Source organism: Aliisedimentitalea sp. MJ-SS2 (assembly GCF_032586155.1).
Taxonomy (GTDB): Bacteria; Pseudomonadota; Alphaproteobacteria; order Rhodobacterales; family Rhodobacteraceae; genus JAWHTC01.
Window position 1 is genome coordinate 1 of the sequence record NZ_JAWHTC010000006.1, and the last position, 21,868, is coordinate 21,868.

14 protein-coding genes are annotated in these 21,868 nt (G+C 59.1%); 3 read left to right on the forward strand and 11 right to left on the reverse strand.

Annotated elements, in window-relative coordinates:
* The first annotated feature begins 98 nt into the window (after positions 1-98).
* Positions 99-311 (forward strand): antibiotic biosynthesis monooxygenase, encoded by a 213-nt coding sequence (locus RXV86_RS20020; RefSeq protein ID WP_316302466.1) that lies wholly within the window; start codon positions 99-101, stop codon positions 309-311.
* Positions 312-450: 139 nt separating this feature from the next.
* On the opposite strand, the gene RXV86_RS20025 is transcribed toward RXV86_RS20020, so the two are convergent.
* The 6 genes from RXV86_RS20025 to RXV86_RS20050 all read right to left on the reverse strand — a co-directional run bounded on the left by RXV86_RS20025 (position 451) and on the right by RXV86_RS20050 (position 12,463).
* Entirely contained in the window at positions 451-1,044 is a 594-nt protein-coding gene (locus tag RXV86_RS20025) for a pyridoxamine 5'-phosphate oxidase family protein (RefSeq protein ID WP_316302307.1), read from the reverse strand.
* Between the two features lie 298 nt (positions 1,045-1,342).
* On the reverse strand, positions 1,343-3,604 hold the full coding sequence (locus tag RXV86_RS20030; protein ID WP_316302308.1) for a phage/plasmid primase, P4 family: 2,262 nt from the start codon (positions 3,602-3,604) through the stop codon (positions 1,343-1,345).
* A 310-nt stretch (positions 3,605-3,914) separates the two neighbouring features.
* Entirely contained in the window at positions 3,915-4,181 is a 267-nt protein-coding gene (locus RXV86_RS20035; RefSeq protein ID WP_316302309.1) for an AlpA family phage regulatory protein, read from the reverse strand.
* Between the two features lie 61 nt (positions 4,182-4,242).
* Complete coding sequence (locus RXV86_RS20040; RefSeq protein WP_316302310.1) at positions 4,243-4,716, reverse strand: hypothetical protein; 474 nt, start codon at positions 4,714-4,716, stop codon at positions 4,243-4,245.
* Positions 4,713-5,969 carry an integrase arm-type DNA-binding domain-containing protein gene (locus tag RXV86_RS20045; RefSeq protein WP_316302311.1) on the reverse strand — a complete coding sequence of 419 codons (1,257 nt, stop codon included), beginning with the start codon at positions 5,967-5,969 and terminating at the stop codon, positions 4,713-4,715. Before RXV86_RS20045 ends, RXV86_RS20040 begins: the two co-directional genes overlap by 4 nt.
* 347 nt (positions 5,970-6,316) lie before the next feature.
* Positions 6,317-12,463 (reverse strand): autotransporter domain-containing protein, encoded by a 6,147-nt coding sequence (locus tag RXV86_RS20050; protein ID WP_316302312.1) that lies wholly within the window; start codon positions 12,461-12,463, stop codon positions 6,317-6,319.
* A 357-nt stretch (positions 12,464-12,820) separates the two neighbouring features.
* On the opposite strand from RXV86_RS20050, the gene RXV86_RS20055 reads away from it, so the two are divergent.
* Both RXV86_RS20055 and RXV86_RS20060 read left to right on the forward strand, forming a co-directional pair.
* A complete protein-coding gene (locus RXV86_RS20055; RefSeq protein ID WP_316302313.1) occupies positions 12,821-14,152 on the forward strand; it encodes an MmgE/PrpD family protein in 1,332 nt (443 codons plus the stop codon).
* A 211-nt stretch (positions 14,153-14,363) separates the two neighbouring features.
* The gene (locus tag RXV86_RS20060) at positions 14,364-14,582 is read left to right on the forward strand and encodes a hypothetical protein (RefSeq protein ID WP_316302314.1); all 219 of its coding nucleotides are present in this window, start codon (positions 14,364-14,366) and stop codon (positions 14,580-14,582) included.
* A gap of 79 nt (positions 14,583-14,661) precedes the next feature.
* Here the strand turns inward: RXV86_RS20060 and RXV86_RS20065 are convergent, their stop codons facing one another.
* From RXV86_RS20065 to dusB, 5 genes are all read right to left on the reverse strand, one after another.
* Positions 14,662-16,065 (reverse strand): sigma-54 dependent transcriptional regulator, encoded by a 1,404-nt coding sequence (locus tag RXV86_RS20065; protein ID WP_316302315.1) that lies wholly within the window; start codon positions 16,063-16,065, stop codon positions 14,662-14,664.
* A 9-nt stretch (positions 16,066-16,074) separates the two neighbouring features.
* A complete protein-coding gene (locus RXV86_RS20070) occupies positions 16,075-18,339 on the reverse strand; it encodes a PAS domain-containing sensor histidine kinase (RefSeq protein WP_316302316.1) in 2,265 nt (754 codons plus the stop codon).
* Between the two features lie 100 nt (positions 18,340-18,439).
* Positions 18,440-19,804, reverse strand: coding sequence for a response regulator (locus RXV86_RS20075; RefSeq protein WP_316302317.1), 1,365 nt, complete (start codon positions 19,802-19,804; stop codon positions 18,440-18,442).
* A 4-nt stretch (positions 19,805-19,808) separates the two neighbouring features.
* The gene (locus tag RXV86_RS20080; protein ID WP_316302318.1) at positions 19,809-20,882 is read right to left on the reverse strand and encodes an ATP-binding protein; all 1,074 of its coding nucleotides are present in this window, start codon (positions 20,880-20,882) and stop codon (positions 19,809-19,811) included.
* A complete protein-coding gene (gene dusB / locus RXV86_RS20085) occupies positions 20,879-21,865 on the reverse strand; it encodes a tRNA dihydrouridine synthase DusB (protein ID WP_316302319.1) in 987 nt (328 codons plus the stop codon). The genes RXV86_RS20080 and dusB overlap by 4 nt, the downstream gene beginning before the upstream one ends.
* Positions 21,866-21,868: the final 3 nt, after the last annotated feature.

Consider the following 21,868-nt stretch of genomic DNA (forward strand, 5'->3'; position numbering starts at 1 on the left):
TGAAGCCATCATAACCATGGATCAGAGGCCAATCATGCACTAACAATCATCTTGGCCCAGTCAGATGAGGCTGCTCAGTATCGGCTGCCCGAAATGAACTGAGAGCTGCCCGCGAAAACGAACCGGGATGCTTGCGTTTCGATGTCCTTGTTTTTGATGAACAGGAAGGAACTGGGGCCGTCGTTGCGGTTTTCGCTGACCAAGCTGCGTTTGATGAGCATCGCGAATATACTCATGTCAAAGATTTTTTCGATGCAATCAAGGATATCGACGTGAGCTGGACCGTTCATCGTGGAAACGCGCTCGTTTGATTGAAGACGAGTGATTTCGGTGCCGAAATGGGTCGTCGCAACCAGCTCCGGCAGGCATGGCAGTCGTTCGGCTAGCGCGCGGCGAATAGTTAAAAGAGCCCTTAGCAGACATAAACAACATCACCGATTAGCTATGCAGCTATTGACGGTGTGGGTCCTTTTCCGGAAGTGCATCGCGCAAGTCCTCGGCGTTTTTCCATTCTGGTTTAGCGCTGGCCCCGGTCTCGTCCGGTATAAAGGAGGAAGCAGCAGCTTTGGTCAAATCGGGGATATAGCGCGGACAGTTTGGGAAGATCTCGTCGGCGTCGACACGAACGGTCATCTTGTGGCCTTCCTTCGTTGGGCCGTCGACAAGAGTGCAATTGCCATTGACGCGCAGACGTTTTGGCTGAGCCCCATATTCTATGAATAGAAGTCCAATTCGCGGTGATTTCAATGCATTGCCGAGGCTGCGATACATTGAGTTGCCATCATAATCCGCCCACTCCAATCGCGTCGGACCTGTGACACGCACAAATCCGGGCGCACCGCCCCGAAAGGAACAGTCGACGCTTTGCATATGAGCAGTCGCTATGAAGAAAAACTCCGCGCCCTCAATGAATGCGACATCTTGCTCCCGGAACTCAGAAAACCGACGATGCTTTTCCAAAGCGTCTGCCATTCGGCGCCCGTCAAACCTATCCTGCAACTCGCGATGACCTTCATGAAACATGCTTTTTGATAGAGACGACATCCGATACCTCCCAGTGTGACCAAGACAGAATATCCGGATATTGCAAAAATTGCGAACGGCGGCTCCGTCCCGCTTTTTGCAAATGCTGCGCTACTTTGCCAACGGCCGCTTTCGTGACGCCGCGTTGCGGCGGAGGCAGGTCGCATGGAGGTCCCCATTGGGTCGACGGCGGCATATTCCGAACCGAGCACCGAGGCCAGCTTACCCGCAATCCAGTCCCAATCCCGTTCTCAATGAACGCCCATTGCGGGAGACGCGGCCGTTGATTGTTTATTTGCCTTCACCTCAAAGGACTGCCTCAGCCGGGCAGAGAACGCCCACCAGGCAACACTGTAAAAGAGTCGGGCGCAGGGTCGCTTATTTCTACATATTTGTACCTAACGCCATCTGACTTTACACGCTCGAAGCCAGCGCGCTCCATATGCTCCCTCCAGCGATCCGATGGCATGGCATGCACACTGTTTTGATGTGCCCAAACTTTGTAGTTATTGTACAGTTCGGAGGATTTTGGCCAGTTCACGTTGCTGCGGCCATCATCTGAGGCCTTTTTCAGGCACTCTGAAATCCAATTCTCAGGCGTAAGCTGTGTTTCTTTCCAATCGTCGAGTTCCGCTTCCACGGCTGAACACGTGGGCACTGACTTGCCATTCTCGAGCCACTTTCTGTGACCATCTATCAACCATTGTAAAACTGCCGGAGCTTCGTTCTTTAGCATTTCCGGCAGGTTCGGGTCAGCGGTGCTGGCGAAATCAGCTCTGAATGGCAAGATTTTCAAGCGTCTGGTGAAGGCTCTGTCCGCGTTGCGGCTTTTGGGCTTGTGGTTTCCAACAACGCAGAACTTGAACGTACGTTTGAACTCGAAAGTGGGGCCATGCATGAATCTAGCAGTCAGAGTCTCATTGCCCGTGATTTCTTTGAGAAGTGCCTCAGCAAAATGGGAATTTGCTTCAACCTCTGAGGCGATCACCAACCTCGCGCCCTGGAGGCGAGCAATACCTTCCCTATGGTCTGAGTGCTTCTTTTGCGCGATCAGACTTGAAGGGGCTACTTTCGCGTAATCTCCCAAGATCCGCTTGATCAAGTCAAACAACACGCTCTTTCCGTTCCGACCAGTGCCGTAAGCAAAACAAAACCAGTGTTCTTCGATCGCTCCGCTGAGGCAGGCCCCCAACATGGCTTGAGCAGTTTCAATCAAGTCTGCGTCACCACAGAAGACTTCATCTACGAAACTGGACCACCGCGTGTTTTCCATGTGTCTTGGGCCGACCACAGTCAACTTGGAAATCATGTCTTCTGCCTTGTGAGGCCGAACTATGCCAGTTCGCAGATCGACGGTCCCATCAGGTGTGTTCAGCAGGTAGTTATCCCTGTCGAAGTCGTCCGACTTTCGAGAAAAATCAGTATCGGCTTGAACGAGTGTCTCGACGTTCTTGATGAAGTTCGTAGATCGTGGGCTCTTGGCCTCTGGAAGGCTATTTCTGTCACAAAAAAAACGTATATCGTGAATGACGGCACCCTTCTTTTGCTCGCACCAGTGGGTGCCTTCGAACCGAAGCCAAACATTCTTGTCGTCGTTGTAGAAAAGATTGCCACGGTTTTCATTTGCATACGCTAATGCCATATCGTGATGCGTACGCCACGCAACCAACCGGCGGCTTGTAGCGTCGTCGACGTTGGTTTCCGTGGCTCCGGTATAGACGGCACCGACTTTCTCAGCGGCACTCTCGATCGTCCTGGAAACGTAGTCCTTTCGTTGTAGTTTCTTTTTGTCGGGTCGGGACGCAGCAAGCGGTGACTGCAACCACAACTGTTCGATCCGCGCGACGTCTTTCCCTGTCCAGAACGCCAGATGCGAACACAAAGCGGCGTCGGCTGACGACCGATCGAAATCGTCATCACTGTATGCTGGAAACACACGTGACAGCGCTTCAACGTCGCCGGTCCAGAGTTGTTTTAACGTCGCTTTCGATCCGAACGCTGCCGCGGGGCCGGGTCGTGACTGTAACATCATCCGGATCAATTCCGCGTCGTCTGTCGGTCCGGTATACTCCGGCACCGGACCGTCACCGGGCACCCCTGCCCCGGCCTCGACGGGACGCGGCGTCAACGCACCCCGCAACGCCTCGGTGTAATCCCGCCCAGGATCACCGCGCATGTCGGTTCCGAGTGCGATAAATCGACCGGACGTGTAGAATTCATATCCGTCGGCGCGATTCATGTATTCCTTGGCAATTGCCTGGTCGCAGCATCCCCAGAAGTGCAGACCCGTACCGGATCGGGACAGTTCGACCCCGGCCCCGGCAAGCACCCGGTGCCAGTGGTGCGCCCGCTCGTCATATGCACCGGACGCGTCGCGGCATTTGTCCAGATCAACGACAAAGAACGGATCCGCAGCGGTCAGGACGAACCCGACTTCAAGACCACATCGCGCCGCTTCCGCTTGCGCCTGGTCATGCGTCATCCATTGCGCCGGATTGTGCGGATCGATGTTCTGCCCGGTGGAGTCGCACGGCACCTTGTCGCGGTGCAGGATGTATTGCGGTCGGTTTGGATAAGTCATGATTGTGCCCTCCGGCAGTCTGCCAGTTTGAAAGGTGTTCATATCAAGTAACCCATTGATTCTAAGGGGATCTGTGTATATCATGAGGACATTCCAACGACCACATGACTATGTCGCCCGTGCCCGGTTTGAGGGGTGCGGGTGAGTTTACGCGACGGCCCGTTCGCGACTGTCCATCCAGGCTAGGGTAGTGCTCCACCAGTTCGATGGATCGTTAGAAATTTTAGCTGCGTCGACGGTCGGACCGCATGGCGCTATCGCAGGATTCGATTTCCCGCTCGCATCCATGAACTCCCACGTGATGAAGCGGTCAGGAAAGCACATCATTGGACTCCCGCTGCGCCGTCACCTTGCTACACGTGGCCTCCCATTTGATGATTTCTGAAAGTCGCCAGCGGCGGACTCGCTCAGAAAGCGCAACAGGCTTGGGAAATCTCGGCTTTGACTGCAACCAACGCCAAACGGTAACACGGTTGATGTTGTAGCGTTCGGCAATTTGAGCGTCCGAAAGGAAAAGGTCTTCTGAATACTGCATTGTAGCACCTGCTTCGTTGAAGGTGCTTCCCAATATTCCCATTTTGAGCGTTCAGGGAATATGGCAGCGCTCGCAATTTCAAAAATGCAAATCGGCTTTCTCTCTATCGGCCGAAGATTTCCGAACGGTTTTTCGAACGGTTAGTGAAATTCACAATTGCTTTTTCTAGATTCGGAAACTTGCCTAAGGACCAATATAAGCGGGCTTCATTGTGCCATTCGCAAACTACCATTTTGGCCAATGCGTCAACGGTCAAAGTCTCAAGACTGTCAGTCTGAACCACGATACTGCGGAGAAACACAATCCTTTCGTCTCGGGTGATACCGCCACGCCCCTTATTAGCACCGTGAAACGCAAGTCGTCCTTCTAGAACCCCATAATGCGCAGCCATCGCCCTGTCGCCAAAATCGGCCATCATCTCAAAGGCCATTTCAAGAGACGCGATCTTCTGCTCGACCGTTAGATCCTTCGAATTTGCGTTTTCTCGCAATGCCAATGCATCGCGTCTCAGCTTCAAGTCGGAAAACCCAAGAGGCGTCAGCTTTTGAACCTCATTGTGAACCTTGACCGCACTCACTGTTTTGCCTCCGAGTTAACGTCTTCCCAGTACGTTTCGCCCTGCAGAAAGCAAGCCCAATCCGCCATGAGGTTGCGCCGTCGGTCAATCATGTCAGAGCGCCGATAAGCACGCTCGGTTTCGGATCCCACTGCATGAGCTAGCACCAATTCAGCCAGGGTGTGATCAACGCCTCTATCGGCAGCCCAGTCGCGAAACGTGCTACGCAAGCCATGAACCGTCGCTGGTCGTCCCGATTGGCGATCTAGGTACCCGCCAGCGCGTGCTTCATTGATCCGCCGCATGCACGCTGACATCGCGGCGTCAGAGAGTGCACCGCCACGTGCAGCCGGAAACACGTACTCGGAATCCAAAACGCGCGGCGCATCAACCAAGAGTTTTACCGCCCCTTCAGTAAGTGGCACAATATGCTCGCGGCGTGCTTTCATTCTCTGTGCCGGGACAGTCCACTTACACCTATCCAGATCTATCTCGCTCCAAGTTGCTCCGCGCACTTCACCTGACCTGGCAGCGGTAAGGGCAAGGAATTCCAGCGCTCGTGTTGCAATACCATCGCGGTTACGAACGTCTGCATACCACTCGACTGCCTCGTCGATTGCTAATGCAGGTTGGTGGATGACCTTTGCTATTTTGCCAGGCTTTGCCAAAGTCGCGTCAAGGTTGCCGCGCCATCGCGCCGGGTTGTCACCTTCGCGGTGTCCATTGACCGTTGCCCAGGCCAGCACCATCTCAATGCGACCACGCAGCCGTGAAGCTGTTTCGGTTTTTTCCTCCCAGATCGGATTGAGGACTCGCAAGACATCGGCCACCGAGATCTTGTCGACCGGCATAACGCCGAGGACGGGAAGTGCATATGTATCCAGCGTCACACGCCATTGCTTGCGATGTTTGATGTTTTCGAACTCTGCGAGTTTCACCTTTAAAAATTCTTCCATCGCATTTGCGAATGTCATCCGACGCTTTGATCGTTCGGCACTTGGGTCAATTCCTCGCCAGACTTTATCCGCCATCTCTCGAGCACGGTCGCGCGCCATCGCCAGCGTCACGTCCGGATAAGGCCCAATGCCCATAGCTTTGCGCCGGTTGCAAAAACTGTATCGCCACAGCCATGACCTCGCACCGCTCGGGGCAGCAACCAAGTAAAGACCATTCACGCCACCCACGGGGAAGCGGTGCTTCTGGCCGCTGGCAGGATTTGGGTGCTGTAAGCGCTTAACATCCAACGCCGTGAGTTCCCGCGCTTTCTTCGGCATAACTTTTACTACCCCAATCTCTAGGGTGCCTTCTGGGACACCATAAATGTATGTAACTGTATGTAATACTGTGAGCGACTATGCAACAGACAATTCTGACTTATTGCGATATCTTAGTAGCTTAGAGCTATCTGAGTGGACCAATGTGTGTCTATGCATCACTGTCTCGGCGGCCTGTCTCTCCGCCACTACGCCCGCAACGGGCTTTCCCGGCAGCCCAAATCAGCGCAGGATGCAGGTTATGGTTTTCAACCTGTTCGCACCACTTGCCATCGCAATCCGATGGCAGGGCACATCGCTTGCGCCCTGCCCGTCTCGCTTGCCGATAACCGTCCTTTCGAACGGCCTCAATCCAGCGGCATGTTCAGCTTGAACCCAAGCCCCCAGGCCTCGTAGTCGCGCCGGCCGATGCCGTCATAGTTGGCGCTGAACTCCAGGGTCGTGTTGGTTCGCGTCTTCAGCGTCACCCCGGCCTCGATTCTGGCGCGCAGCCCGTTGGTCTCGTTCGAGGTATCGTTGGCGATCACGGCCCCCTGGCGATTGCCAAAGTTGTAGATCCCGCTGATCGAGATGGTCGGTGAAATCGCAAGGTGGTTGCCACGGTAGTATGTGGTGCCGAACGTGGGACCGAACCGGACCTGCCCCAGCGACACGGTCTGCGACGGGATCGCCACCCCAAGCCCATCGATATAGGCGCGCTGGTTCTCTTCGATATAGGCCAGGCTGAGGTTTGGCGATACGGTCCAGTTCTTCCATTCGAACTCGCCAGAGATGGTTGCATCCACCAGCCATCGCTTGGTCATGAACGTGTCGACATAGGTGTTGAACGGACTGATGTCGTTCGTGGATTCACCCACTTGAATCCGGCCGTCAAAATAGAGCCGTTCACCTAGTCGCGCCGTGACATAAGGTCCGAACATCCAGCCCTTCCCGGAAACGCTCGAATTGGTGACGGCAGACTCGTCTGTCATGGTGTCATAAGACAGGACCACCCCGGCCAGAACGTTTTCATTCACCAGATAGTCGGCACCCAGATGGGCGATGCCGAAATGCCCGCGCGACCCGCGGCTGGCGTTAAACTCGCTGTATTTGGCCTCGAACCACATGTCGAACCGGTTGGTGACAATGGTTGCTGTTTCATCCACCCCGTCATGGGCTAGCAGAAACATCTTATGTGCCCGTTGGGCCTGGCTCAGCGAGGTCGAGAACTTGTAGTTCCCCGAGCCCAGCGACAGGAAGTTGAAGCTGAACGGTGTCATCGACCCCAGATCGCCCTCCTGATAGGCCAGCCGTTCGACCGTACCATACCCACGCGACAGCCGCTCCATCCGGCGGGACCGGCTGGGCCCGTTGGTCAGGATCAGGTTGTTGCGCCGGTTGAGGAACGAGTTGATAACCTCGGTGGTGTGGGCCTGGGTCGACTGGCTGTCGAAAGTGCAGGTCACACTTTCCAGCCCGCTCAATCGCAGGGTCACGGTGCCCGAGATCACATCGACACTACTGTCGCCATCCGAGCAACTCACCGAGGTATTGCCAACACCTGCCGGTCGGGTTTGCTGCACCACATAGGTACCTTCGTTCAACGAGACCGGTCCGTGGCTGCCGGTGCCGCCGGCAGTAACGATGGTGAAGTTCAGGGCCGCCTCGGACGAACTGAACCCAAAGCTGCCATCGTCGCTGCTGTTCTGCACAAAAGTCACCTGGCCGATCGGGTTGCGGATAACCGACAGGGCATTCCCGACGACAAGCGCGCCGCTGCCCACATCGGTGTTCAACGTCGCGGCATTCGGCGGATAGCTCCCGATGATCGCCGAGGTGACCTGAACCGAAACTGTACAGGTGCTGCCGGTCGCCACCGTGCCACCGCTGAACCCGATGTTGCTGCCGCCCGCAGGCGCCGCTACCGTGCCGCCGCAAGTGGTCACGGGCGAGGACCCGGCAGCCACTTCCAACCCGGCAGGCAGCGTGGCGTCGAACCCAAGCCCGCCAACAGGCGCGGCAGCCGCAGAGTTGTCGATGGTGAATGTCAGAGTCGACACTTCGGTCTGGCGGATCTCATCCGGGGCAAACAGGCTCGAGAACCCGGGCACCGGGCTGGGCGCAACAGTCAGGCTGGCACTGGCCGTACCCCCCGGCCCTTGTGATGAGGCCAGGATGCCCGAGGTGTTTCCATAAGTCCCCAGGATCAGAGAGGTGACGTCGACGGATACGGTGCAACTCGCCCCGGCGGCCACATCGCCACCGGAAAAGGTAAATGCTCCGTCACCGGCGACGGCGCTGACCGTTCCGCCGCCACAGGTGGTGCTGGCATTGGGCGGCGTCGCAACCGTGACATTGGCTGGCAGGGTATTATCAAAGGCCAGCCCTGTGGCTGGAACCAGGATACCGGCATTGTCGATGGTGAAACCCAGGGTCGAAACCCGCCCCTGTTCGATCGACGCAGGTGCGAACCCGGCGCTGAAGGCAGGGGCCGCCGCCGCCGTCACCGTCATCGATGCCGTCGCCGAGCCGCTGTTGCCCAGCGACGAGGTCAGGTCCTCGGTGGTGTTGATATACCCGCCGACCGTGTCGGTGGTGATATCGACCTGCACCTGGCAACTCGCCCCGGCGGCAAGGCTGCCGCCGCTCAGCGACACGCTGGACGCACCAGTCGCCGCCGTCAGGGTCGCCCCGCTGCACGTGGTCGAGGCGTTGGCCGGTGTCGCCACAACCATGCTGGCGGGCAGGTTGTCGACAAAGGCCAGAGCGGTGGCTTCGACCAGGGCAGTGCTGTTGTCGATGGTGAAGGTCAGGTTCGTGCTGTCGCCCTGCACCATCGAAGACGTGCCGAACGCCTTGGAAAAGCTTGGCGCAGGCGCCGCTGTTACCGTCATCGACGCAGCAGCACCCGGGCTGGTGCCGAACCCACTGGTCAGGTCGGACGTTGTGCTGCTCACACCGCCCACCGTGGTCGAGGTCACGTCGAACTGGATCGTACAGCTTGCCCCAGCCCCGACCGAGCCACCGGCAAAACTCATGGACGCGGTGCCGCTATCTGCGGTCAACGTCCCGCCGCAACCCGTGCTCGCCCCGGACGGGCTCGCGATCGTCAAGCCGCCCGGCAGCGCATGGGTGAAGCCCAGTCCGGTTGCAATGCCGGAGCTGGCGCTGTTGTCGATAGTATAGGTCAGGGTGGAGATGTCGCCCTGGGGAATGCTGTTGGGGGCATAGGCCGCGGCCAGAGTCGGCGGCAACGGGTTCACGGTCAGCGCTCCGGCGACCGGATCGGCCACTTTGATGCCGCCATCGGTCAGGTCGCTTGACGTGCTCGACCCGGACTGGCCGGCCGCGCCCGCCGCGGCCTGCAATGTGACGGTAAAGCTGCAACTGTCACCCGGCGCAAGTATGCCGCCGCTGAACTGCACCGGGCTACTGCCGCTGATGGAAGACCCAGCCCCGCAGATCCCGGTTTTCGGCAAGTCGGTTATCGTAAGACCCGTCATCATGCCGCCAAGCCCATCGGTAAAGCCCAGCGACGCAAGCGACGCACCGCCCGGCGGATTGGTGATCGTGTAGGTCACCGTCGCGCTGTCCCCGGCGTTGATCGTACCGGGCGCAATGGACTTGGTGAAGGTCGGCTGGTCTGCACTGCGCACTTCGAGATTGGCACTGCGCGCATCACCGGTGACCGGTGTGGACAGGATAGTGCCGGACAACGTGCTGGTGGTATTGGTGTAGCTTCCCGGTGCCGTGCCACCCGGAATGGTCACATTCACTGTCACCGAACAGGACGCCCCGCCGGCCAAAGTGATTCCCGACAGGGAGAGCACGCCGCTTCCCGTAACCGTACCGCCGCAATCATCGGCGGTCGGCGCACTTGCTGTGGCGCCGGTGACAAACGCCCCGAGGTCGTCCGAAACAGCCAGGCCGGTTGCGGTATTGGCCGCATCGCCGTTGGTCAGGGTCAGGGTCATCGGCACCGTACCGCCCTGCAACACATGTGCCGCAGCGAAGGTCTTGTCGAGAAGCAGGCGCGCGCTGTTCACCGTCAGAAGCGGCGAGGCCGTGTTCCCAATCACGGTCGATGCATTGACAGTGGCGACAAGGTTCGAGGTCGACGAGGAATAATTTCCGCTCGCTGTCCCCCCCGGCACGGTCACGTTCACGTCGATGATACAGCTGCCCGCGGCAGGAATGGTCCCGCCCACGAACAGCAGATTGGTCGTTCCCGACATGGTGCCGCCGCAGCTGTTGCTGGCCGGTGGCATGCTTGCCGTCAACGCGGCTCCACCGCCGCCGAGGGCATGAGTGAAAAAGGCCGACGTTGCATCGACAGGGCCGGTATTGCGCAGGGTGTAGCGCAGCAATGCCGTGCCCCCAGGCAAAACCGGCGAATTCACATATTCCGCTTCGATGGCGATTGCCGAAATGGTCAGATCAGCCGAAGCGCCGGGGAAAGAATCGCTCCCCACCCCGTTCAGACCGGCAGTGAGGTTCGAGGTGGCAACGGAATGCGTGCCGCTTGGGGCTGCTGCCCCGACCACCAGCGGTACCGAAATCTGACAGCTCTCAGCCGCGTTCAGCGAGGCGGCGGACAGGTTGACCGATCCGGCGGTCACGTTCAGCGTTCCGCCGCAATCACTGGTCGGGGACCCTGCCGAGTCAAACAGGGTCGACGTTTCCGAAAACGTGATGTTCGTCGCTGTGCCCCCGGATTCCGGCTGGTTGTGAATGGTATAAAGCGCGGTGACGGATCCGCCCTGCCCAATCACGCTGGGCGTAAACAACTTGGTAAAGGTCATCTGCAGATCGCCACCAACGGCGAGCGTTGCACTCGCCGTTGGCGATGCCACCGGCGCTCCGGACATCGTGGCGGTAACCGCATTGCTGTGGCCAGTATAGGTGCCCGGCGGTGTGCCGGATGAAACCGTCCCTGTTGCCTGGAACGTACAGCTTGCCCCGGCTGCCAGGGTACCCCCTGTCATGCTCAGGGCCGCGGGTGTCACGTCGCCGGGCGGTGGCGGGTTGAAGCGCGATGTTGCCGCAAAGGTACTTCCGGCACCGCAATCGCCATTTGCAGGCAGAGCCGAAAACCCTTCAATCGGGAAATCCCCGGGGAAGTTCGTCGAAAACTCAATTCCCGTCGCCGATGAGACCGCGCTGCGGTTGGTAATGGTCACGCTCATGGTCGTATCGGCCCCGATGGCCGCATCGGTAAAGGACATCGTCACCGAAGGCGCCTCGGGATCGGGGATCGACAAGGTGGCCGAGGCTGTGTTGCCCGTGACCGGAGTCGCACCGATCATGCCGGTCACCGGGGTGGACGTGATCGTCTGCGGCCCGCCCGGGGTGGTTCCCGGGATGGTCAAAGCCACAATGATCGTGCAATCACCGGCGCCCAGCGTGCCGCCCGCAAGGCTCACAACTCCGGAGCCGACCGTGCCAACTGCACCGCCGCAACCATTGCTGACAACCGACGCGACCTGCGTTCCGGGCATGACTGCGCCGTAATCGTCGCTGAAGGCAAGATCGCTCAGCGTGCCATCCCGACTGGTATTGGCAATGGTATAGGTGACCTGCGTGCTGTAATTCGCGCCAACAATGCTGGGCGGGTTGGGCGCATAGGACTTGGTGATCAGGGGAGCATTTGCCGCCGTCCCGGTCACTTCAAGCGTCGCCGCCGCCGGACCGGTGGCTTGCGTTGCGTTGTAGACAACCGATGGCGCGACGAATGTGTGCTCCCCGATCGTGGTCCCTTTGACAGGGATGGTCATTTCACAGCTCGTTGCGGCCGATAGCGCCGGGAAATTCGGAAGAAACCCGTTGGCAAATAGATTGATGGTTCCGGTGGCCGGATCAGCCGAAAACGTTGCCCCAAACGCACCGCTGCAAGTGTTTGACGCTGGAAAAGCCGGGTCGATGGCAATTCCCGGCGGCAGGGTCCCGTTGAAACTGAGGGAGCCGATATCGCTGCTTCCGACCGCCGTGTTGTCGATTTCCAGCGTGAGAACCGAAGATCCGCCCGGTGAGACCTGGCTTGGAGCAAAGCTCGCATTGAATACAGGCCTGGTCGCATCAACCGTCAGCGTCACTTCCGCGCTGCTCGAGGTGCCGCCGTCGGTGGTCAAAGTGACTGGCGCCACCAGATGTGCCCCGGCGGTGCTGCTGGTAACAAAGGCCGTGAGAGTGCAAACAGCGCCCGGGCTCATCGAACCGGCCGTGTAGGTCACGGTGGAACTGCCCACCACGCCACCGGCACTGGCTCCCAGGCAGGTCGTGCTCACCCCGCCGGTCCCGATTGTGACCGCCGCCGGAAGATTGGCGGTGAAACTGAGGTTGCGCACCCCGACCCCGACCGAATTGTCCAGGGTGAACGTGATCTGCGACGCGCCGCCAACCGCGATTGTGTCCGGAACCAATGCGGCCTGGAAGGTCGGTGTTGTCGGTGCTGCCTGAGCGATTGCCGCCCCTGCGCTCAGCAGAAACGCTGCGCCCGCGGCCAAAAAAGAAGTCAATTTTTGAAACGAAATAAAGCCTGTCATCTGGGTCCCCAATATCCAGAACTATCCAGCGGTAACGTATTATCCCCAAAACTTTTTAAACGCTGATTTTTTCTTGTCATCAAATCTGCACGTTTTGCTTGAATTCGCAACGAAAAGCTTCCCAGCGAAGTCGGAAACCGTGGACATGCGACGGATGTAGCGCGGAGCATCGCCCTTGGACCTGTTGTTGCTCTTCGCAAGACATGAAAGGACAATTGCAAAATCGTCCTGCCGGAAAAACCGGGATATGTCGCATTCGGTCAAGATCACCGGTCGAATCGACGGCTCACTTGGCTCTAGTCATAGCTGCTCAGGAAAGGCCGTAAGACGATGTCCTTTGAACCCGTCGCCGATTTCATCCTTGGCGCCCCGACTATTCCCGACACTGCGCTCGATATGGGGGCAACCCTGCTTTTGGACACGATCGGCATCGCCGCCGCCGCCAATGTCATGCCCGCCGGCCGGATTGCGCGCGACCATGTCGTGAACTTCCATGCCGCTGCCAGCAAGGAAAATGCTGCCAGGTTGATGTTCGACGGGCGCAGCGCATCGATCCCCGGCGCCGCTTTCGCCGCCGCGACCCAAATCGACAATTTCGACGGACACGACGGCTATAACCCGACCAAGGGCCATATCGGCTGTGCCGTGGTGCCCGCGCTTTTTGCCTTTGCCGAGCCACGCCCTGACCTGTCGGCGCGCGATGCACTGGTAGCTCTGGTCATCGCTTACGAGGTCTCGGCCCGTGCCGCGATCACGCTGCACGCAACCGTCAGCGATTATCACACCTCGGGGGCATGGAACGCGCTGGGTGTTGCCGCCCTGGCCGCGCGACTGATGGACATGAGCCCCGATCGGCTCCGCCATGCCATGGGCATTGCCGAATACCACGGCCCACGCAGCCAGATGATGCGCGAAATTGCCAACCCGTCGATGTTGCATGATGGTTCGGGCATGGGGGCGTTGGTCGGTTCAATGTCGGCCCTCCTGGCGCGTGATGGCTTTACCGGTGCCCCGGCGATTACCGCCGAAGGTGACGAGGCCACGCCATTCTGGGCGGATCTGGGACAGGACTGGACGGTGGAAAAGAACTACATCAAGCCCTACCCGATCTGTCGCTGGGCTCATGGTGCATTGGATGCGCTGGCGTCGATCCTGCACGATCACGCGTTCTCAGCACATGATGTCGCATCCATCGAAGTCAGCACGTTCGCTGAATCCGCCGCTCTGGCGCCGGGCATGCCGGACAGTTCCGAACGGGCGCAATACTCGCTGCCCTTCCCGCTTGCGGTGCTGCTGCTCTACGGCAAGATCGGGCCGGGCCACATTACCGGCACGGGCCTGTCGGATCCGCGGGTTGCCGAAATCCTGCCGCGTATCTCGGTGCGCGAAGAGCCGCGCCATTCCGTCCGCTTCCCGTCCGGACGTTGGTCGGACGTGAGCGTGACGCTGTTCAACGGTGACAGCTTCCATTCCGGCGATGTAAACGCCCGCGGCGGACCCGAAGCCCCCATGGCGCTGGGTGAGGTCAAGGAAAAGTTCCGCACCATGACCGCGGCATTGACCCAGGACCGCGCCGAAGCGTTGTGGCAGATGCGTGAACGGATGATGGACCCAGAGATGCCATTTTCGGCGCTGGCGGGCCTCGTCGCTCCGGCCATCTAAAGCGGTTTCGGCAGCAGTTTCGCAGACTGCTATGGCGGTGTGCGCCGCCGCATGATGCCGGCGCGCGCTGCTGGTTCCCTGCCCCAATTCCCGGCCAAAAACCACGAAATCGGTGTGATTTTGGACCGAATTTGCCGCATTTCCACGTGATTTTGAGCCTGATCCAGGCCAGATCCGGCCGTTTTATTCAGTTTCAAGGGACCAAGTAAAGATGACACACGAGATGCCGATGACCAGCGAACCGCGGACCGCACGCCATGCGCGGCTGTTCGAATTGATCCGCCAGTCGAACCTGGCTGCAATGCAATCACAAAAGGCGGCCCGCCCGCCCCGCCCGACAGCTACACGGAGATTTGCCCATGAGGCGCGTAAATCGCTGACTCCGCAAGAGCAACAGGTTCTCGGAATCTCGGAAAGCTTCGGCCGCTGAGCCAAGACGTTCAATCAACATGAAAAAAGCGCCCGCCAGAACGGGCGCTTTTGTCGTTTTCAAGGATCACCAAGTCGGCTTATTCAGCCCCTTCATCCACGGTCGCAATCCGCGCGCCCGATTTGTTGGTTGTCACAACACCGAGGCTCTTGAGTTTCCGGTGCAGCGCCGAGCGCTCCATGCCAACAAACTGCGCCGTGCGTGAGATGTTGCCGCCAAACCGATTGATCTGGGTCAGCAGGTATTCCCGCTCGAACGCCTCGCGCGCCTCGCGCAGAGGCAGCGTTGCCAACACACCAGACAGAACCACGCGGCCGTCATCAGCAGGTTTTTCCTCTTCCGAAGGCAGTTCCTTGGCCTCGATCTCACCCGTGCCATCACCCAGAATAAGCAACCGCTCGATCATATTGCGAAGCTGGCGCACATTGCCGGGCCAGGTCATGGTCTGCATCAGGGCAACCGCCTCCTCCGACAACGGCCGTTGCGGCAGACCCTGGGTCTGGTTGAACTCCTCGATAAAATACGCTGCCAGGTGTGGAATGTCTTCGCGCCGCTCTTCCAGCGCCGGTACCGGGATCGGAACCACGTTGAGCCGGTGATAGAGTTCTTCGCGGAACCGCCCCGCCTCGATTTCGGACATCAAGTCACGCGAGGTCGATGAAATCACCCGCAGGTCAACCCGCACCTTGTCATTGCCGCCAACCCGAAGAAATTGCTGGTCCACCAGCACACGCAGGATTTTTGACTGGGTGCCAAGCGGCATATCGGCAACCTCGTCGAAATAGATCACCCCGCCATGGGCCTCTTCCAGAAGGCCGGGTTCGATGCCGCGCTCACCGCTTTCACGGCCGAACAGTACCTCTTCCATCCGGTCCGGTTCGATCGAAGCGCAGCCCACGACAACAAAAGGCCCGTCACTGCGGGTCGATTCCGTGTGGATGTAGCGCGCTGCGATCTCCTTGCCCACGCCGGAAGGCCCCGAGAGCAAAACCCGCCCATTCGATTTCGTCACCTTGTCCAGTTGCCCGACCATCGTGCGGAACGCCGCTGACTGACCGATCATCTCGGCGCTCGAAGTATCCTTGCGCTTGAGCTGAGTGTTTTCCCGGCGCAACCGGCTGGTCTCCATTGCGCGGCGGATCACCACCAACAACTGGTCTATATTGAACGGCTTCTCGATGAAGTCATAGGCACCCTGTTTTATCGCCGCGACCGCGATTTCAATGTTGCCGTGGCCGGAAATGATCACCACCGGCACATCCGGGTAATCCCGTTTCACCGCCTTCAGGATGTCGATCCCGTCCATCCGGCTGTCCTTGAGCCAAATATCCAATATCAATAGCGCCGGTTGCTCTTCGATGACCGCGCTCATGGCGTCATCCGAATTGCCGGCCAGCCGGGTGGCATAGCCTTCGTCTTCCAGAATATCGGAAATCAGTTCACGAATGTCGCGTTCGTCATCGACGATTAGAATATCGCTCATGGTCCTGTCTCACACTGCTTTCGTTTTCAAATTATCTTCACTGCTGGTTTCGGGGCTCACGGGCAGGCGGATCACCGCCATGGCACCGTGATGTGTGCCCTCGGAAAATGCGGGCGCATCTTCAAGGGCAAGGTTGCCGCCATGCTCCTCGATGATCTTCTTGACGATCGGCAGGCCAAGGCCCGTGCCCTTGTCGCGCGTCGTAACGTAAGGCTCGAACAGCCGCGCCCGGTCTTCCGGCAACCCGATGCCATTGTCGGCTATGGTGATCACCGCCTCGTTTTCATCTCGCGTTGTCTGAACCCGGATTTGTGGGAGATAGCCCTCGGCTCCTTCATTGGCCTCGCGCCATGTCTCGGTCGCCTCGCCTGCATTCTTGATCAGGTTGGTCAGCGCCTGGCTGATCATCGTGGCATCGAACTCGCCCTCTAATGTATCCTCTATTAGATTAGCATTGATGGTCACGTCGGGTTGCCCGGCCTCCTGCAACAGCACCGCATCGCGTACCAGCGTGCTCAGGCACTCGCGGCGACGGTCCGGTTCGGGCATGCGAGCGAATTTCGAGAACTCGTCGACGATCCGGCGCAGATCACCGGTCTGGCGCACGATCACATCTGTCAACTCGCCCAGCTTGTCGGCGTTTTCATCTTCCAGCTCGCGGGTAAACTTGCGCTTGATACGCTCGGCGCTCAACTGAATCGGCGTCAGCGGGTTCTTGATCTCATGGGCAATGCGTCGGGCCACGTCACCCCAGGCGGCCATGCGCTGGGCACTGACCAGATCGGTCACGTCATCAAAGGCGACAACATAACCTTCCAGTTCTCCCTCTTCGCCAGCGCGCGTCGACATTCGCACCAACAGGTTTTCCAACCGTCCCCCACGGCTGACCTTAACTTCTTCCTGAACGACCCGGCCCGACCCGTTGCGCAACTTTTCGAACAGCGGCCCGAACTCGGGCACCGCCACGTGCAGCGCCACCTGCGCCTGGTCTTCCTGCCAGTCCAACAGCCGCTCGGCCGAGCGATTGACAAAGGTCACCCTGCCCTCTGGGTCCACGCCGACGACGCCTGACGTCACCGAGGTCAGAACAGAATCGAATTGCCGTCGCCGCCGCTCGATCTGTTCGGTATTGCTTAGAAGAGTGTCGCGCTGGCCCTTCAACTGCCGTGTCATCTGGTTGAAGTAGCGGCCCAGCATGGCGATCTCATCATCGCCCTCCTCTTCAATCACCTGAACGTCCAAATCCCCGGCACCGACTTGTTGCGCCGCACCGGCAAGCCGCCCCACTGGGCGCGCCAGCCGTTCGGCAAACCACAATCCCAACCAGATTGCGGCCAGTATCAGGATCACCGCAAAGCCGAGATACAGCAACCCGAACTCGAACAGCGATCGGCCACGTTCGGATTCGAGTTGATTGTATAGCCGCACGTTTTCCTGGGTTTCATCCAGAAGATTTAGAATACCGCCATCCACCGTGCGGCTGACATAGACCAAACGGTCCGGGAAATTTTCAAGCGGTACGATGGCGCGGAACTCGTCATTGGTCCAATCCTGGATGATCGCAATGCCGTTTTTTCGCGCTTCGCTGATCTGTTCAGTGGTGGGTTTTTCAAAGTCGAATAGATATGAGCTTTCTCCCCGTACCCGCAACTCGCCGGTGCCGTCGATTACATAGGCCTCGCGCATTGCCGGCTGGAACAGGCGCTGACCGATGGTCAGGGCATCGCGAATCTCGGGATCAAGCATGAAGGGTCGTGCAACGCGTTCAAGGTCGATGGCGCTGGTGATCGCGCGGGCATTGCCTTCGAGAGTTTCGCGATGTTCCCGCTCATATGCCTGCGCCGCCGAATAGGAAGACCCCACGACTTGACGCACCCGGTCCGAAAACCAGCCCTCAAGCCCGATATTGATCATCAACACGGCAAAAATTGCCACAATCACCGTCGGAATCAGCGCCATGATGGCAAACACACCGGTCAATCGCAGGTGCAGCCGCGATCCAGTCGATTGCGATCTCCGGTCGACGATCATCCTTGCCACCCGGCTCATCACCAGCGCCGCAACGATCACGACATAAACCATGTCGGCCAGCATCACGATCCTGAGCGTGGTCGAGCTGTTGCCCTGCTGAACGTTCCACAATGCAAGCGACGTCGCCAACACCAGGAACGGCGCCAGAACCACGAGACCGAAATTGGCAATATTCTGCGCACGACGCTCGCGCCGCAGCCGAACAAATCTGTTCCACCAGGATGATTGTGCCCGGGATGTCACCCGCCGACCTCTTGATTTAGTGGCGCTTTCGCGCCAACACCGCTTATATTGTGGCTGTTTTTGTGCACTGAGGCGTGCGCGCCACTGTTATGTTGCGGTTTTACATCAATTTGCGGCGGCGTGTCACGTGAATATCCAGATCGGTAATCTTCTTACGCAAAGTATTTCGATTGATGCCCAGAAGATCAGCGCATTTGGCCTGATTCCCGCCGGTGGCATCCAGAGCGATCTCGATCAGCGGAAGTTCCATCTCACGCAAGATCCGGCCATAGAGCCCTGGCGGCGGTAGCATGTTGCCGTGCAAGTCGAAATATCGCCGCAGGTGCCGTGCCACGCTGGCCGAAAGCTTGTCTCCATCGGCCATGCCAAGAACCGGTTCGTTTCCCGGCTGGTTGCCTAGCACCGCCTCGACTTCGACGCGGGTGATCTCGTCGGTACGCGCGGTCAGGTCCAACCGTTTCACCGCGTTTTCCAGCTGGCGCACATTGCCGGGCCAGCTGTATTTACGCATCAATTCCATCGCCTTATCCGAAAAATAGCGGCTCGGCGCACTTTCGCGATCCGATTTGCTCAGGAAATGCGCGACCAAAAGGGGAATGTCCTCGACCCTCTCGCGCAGGCTGGGCACGTGGATTGCCGCACCATCCAGCCGGAAATAAAGGTCCTGGCGCAGAGACCCTTCCTCCATTGCGGTGGCCAAGTCCCTTTGACTGGTCGCCATGAATCGCGGCACGTGATCGCCGGGATTGTCAATCATTCGCACGATACGCGCCTGAAGTTCAGTATCTATATCATTGATTTCGTCAAATAAAATCGTTCCACCCTTGGCGCGTGCCAGGATTCGCGCTGGTCCCTCAAGGTCGCGCAAGTCGCCGGCCGTTACGGTTACGAACGGCAGAGTCCGCCGGTCGGAAAAGTCATGGATCGCCCGTGCGATAAGCGACTTTCCGGTGCCGCTTTCGCCGGAGATCATCACCGCCATATCGGTGTTCATCACCCGCGCCACCAACTGGTAGAGCTCCTGCATTGCCTGCGTTCGCCCCACTAGCGGCAACTCGTCCGATCGCTCACTCTCAACGTCACGCGCACTTGGCCCCCGGCGACGGTTTTCCAGCGCCTTGGCGGTGCGTTTCATCAGGTCCGGCAAGTCGAACGGCTTTGGCAGGTAATCATAGGCGTCGGCCTCGTTGGCTTTGATCGCCGTCATGATCGTGTTTTGAGCCGAGATCACAATCACCGGAAGCTCCGGCCGATCCTCGTGGATTTTCGGCAGCATTTCCAGACCATTACCGTCCGGCATTACCACATCGGTGATCACAGCATCACCCTTGCCCTCGTCCACCCATCGCATCAGCGTGGTCAAGCTCGACGTGGCATGCACCTTGCACCCCGCCCGGGTCAGCGCCTGGGTCAGGACGGTTCGAATTGTCCGGTCGTCATCGGCAACAAGTACGGTACCATCCATGGTCTTATTCCTTTGCGTCTTTTGGGGCCAATGGCAGGGAAATCCGGAACACCGTGCGGCCGGGCACTGAGTTCACCGATATCCAACCGCCATGATCGGATATGATCTTTGCCGTCAGCGCCAGGCCCAGTCCGGTACCGTTTTCGCGCCCCGATACAAACGGGTCGAACACATCCGCCTCGATCTCCGGCGGCAGGCCAGGCCCGTCATCGACAACCTCGATCTGCAACGGCAGGCTTTCTGAGCCTCCATCCGAGCGGCGCAGGCGGAAAGAATGCTCATAATAGCTGCGCAGAACGATGGTACCGCCTGCCGCGCCCGCCGCTTCAGCGGCGTTTTTCAGCAGGTTCTGCATCACCTGCACCAACTGGTCCGGGTCGCCCCAGGCCAGTGGCAGCGATGGGTCGAACTCCTCGCGGATACTCATATGCGCGCCAAATCCAAGAAGCGCCGAACGCCGCGCCCGGTCCACCACGTCGTGGATGTTAACCGGCTTGAAATCCGGTGGCGACAGGTTGCCGAACTGTTCGACCTGCTCCAGCAGCTTCACGATCCGCCGCGTTTCACTGACGATTAAGTCCGTTAATTCAAGGTCTTCCGGGGACAGGTTCATGCTTAGTAACTGAGCCGCGCCAGTAATCCCTGCCAATGGGTTCTTGATCTCATGCGCCAGCATTTCGGCCATGCCAATAGCCGACTTCGCCGCCGATTTCACCGATTGCGCACCGGTCATGCGACCGGCCAATTCGCGCGGGGAGATCAGGAACAGCATCACCCCAGGTCGGCCGCTCACCGGGGCAATCTGCAGGTTGCACTGCATCGGCACCCGTTCCCCAGTACCTACGTCCACGTCATTGACAAAAAGCGGCGTGGTGTTGGCCCGCGCCCGCTTAAAGGCCTGTTCCAATGGCGCATCAATGCTCAACCGGTCGAACACCGGCTGGCCGCGCAGGGCCTTGGCCGAGCTCAACATGAACCCTTCCGCCGCGGGGTTGATGTCGAGGATCAGATCGTCCTCGTCCACGATCAGCGCAGGTACGGGAAGCGAGATCCAAAGCGTATCGTCCATAACGCTCATGCTGCCACCTGTTCGTCAGGATTTAGGATCGCGCGCGGGATCAGCCTCAACACCTGTGCCGGGTCGCGGCTGGTCAGCACCGCGCGCCGAAGCCCGCGCGCAGTGCCCGCCACATCCATGTACCAGCCAAGGTGTTTGCGTGCGACCCGGTTGCCCAAATCGGCTCCATAGAACCTCAACATTGAATCGTAATGCCCTGAAATCATTCTAATAAGATCTTCGCCCTCCGGCACAACAGGTGCCTCGGCTCCAAACAGCTCATGCGCCACCTGCTGCAACAGCCAGGGCTGGCCTTGCGCCCCGCGCCCGATCATCACGCCATCGGCGTCCGATACCGCCAGAGCCGTCCGCGCGTCCTGTGGCGAACAGATATCGCCATTGGCAATCACCGGAACATGCACGGCCTGTTTCACTGCCCGGATCGCGGCCCAATCGGCCTGCCCCTTGTAGAACTGACAGCGCGTACGTCCGTGGATCACGATCCGCTGCACCCCGGCCGCCTCGGCCCGCTGCGCCAGTTGTGGTGCATTCAGGCTCTCGCCATCCCAGCCTAACCGGGTTTTCAGCGTCACCGGCACGTCCACCGCGTCCACCACTGCTTCGATCAAGCGTAAAGCGTGATCGAGATCACGCATCAGGGCCGAACCCGACATGCCACCCGTCACCTTCTTGGCCGGGCAACCCATGTTGATGTCGATCACCCGCGCGCCCATACCGGCCACCTGCCGCGCCGCCTCGGCCATCGACCCGGTCTCGCGCCCGGCGATCTGAACGGCGGTGTTGGCCACATCCAACCCCAGCTCGGCCTTTTCCCGAGTACCAGGGCGCGACGTCAGGAACTCGCCACTCGCGATCATCTCGGACACGACCAGCCCGGCACCAAAGCTGCTTACCAATTGCCGGAACGGCAGGTCAGTGATTCCGGCCAGCGGCGCCAGCGCCACCGGAGGATCAAAATCGGCAAGTTGAGATGTCTGGGCCAAAGT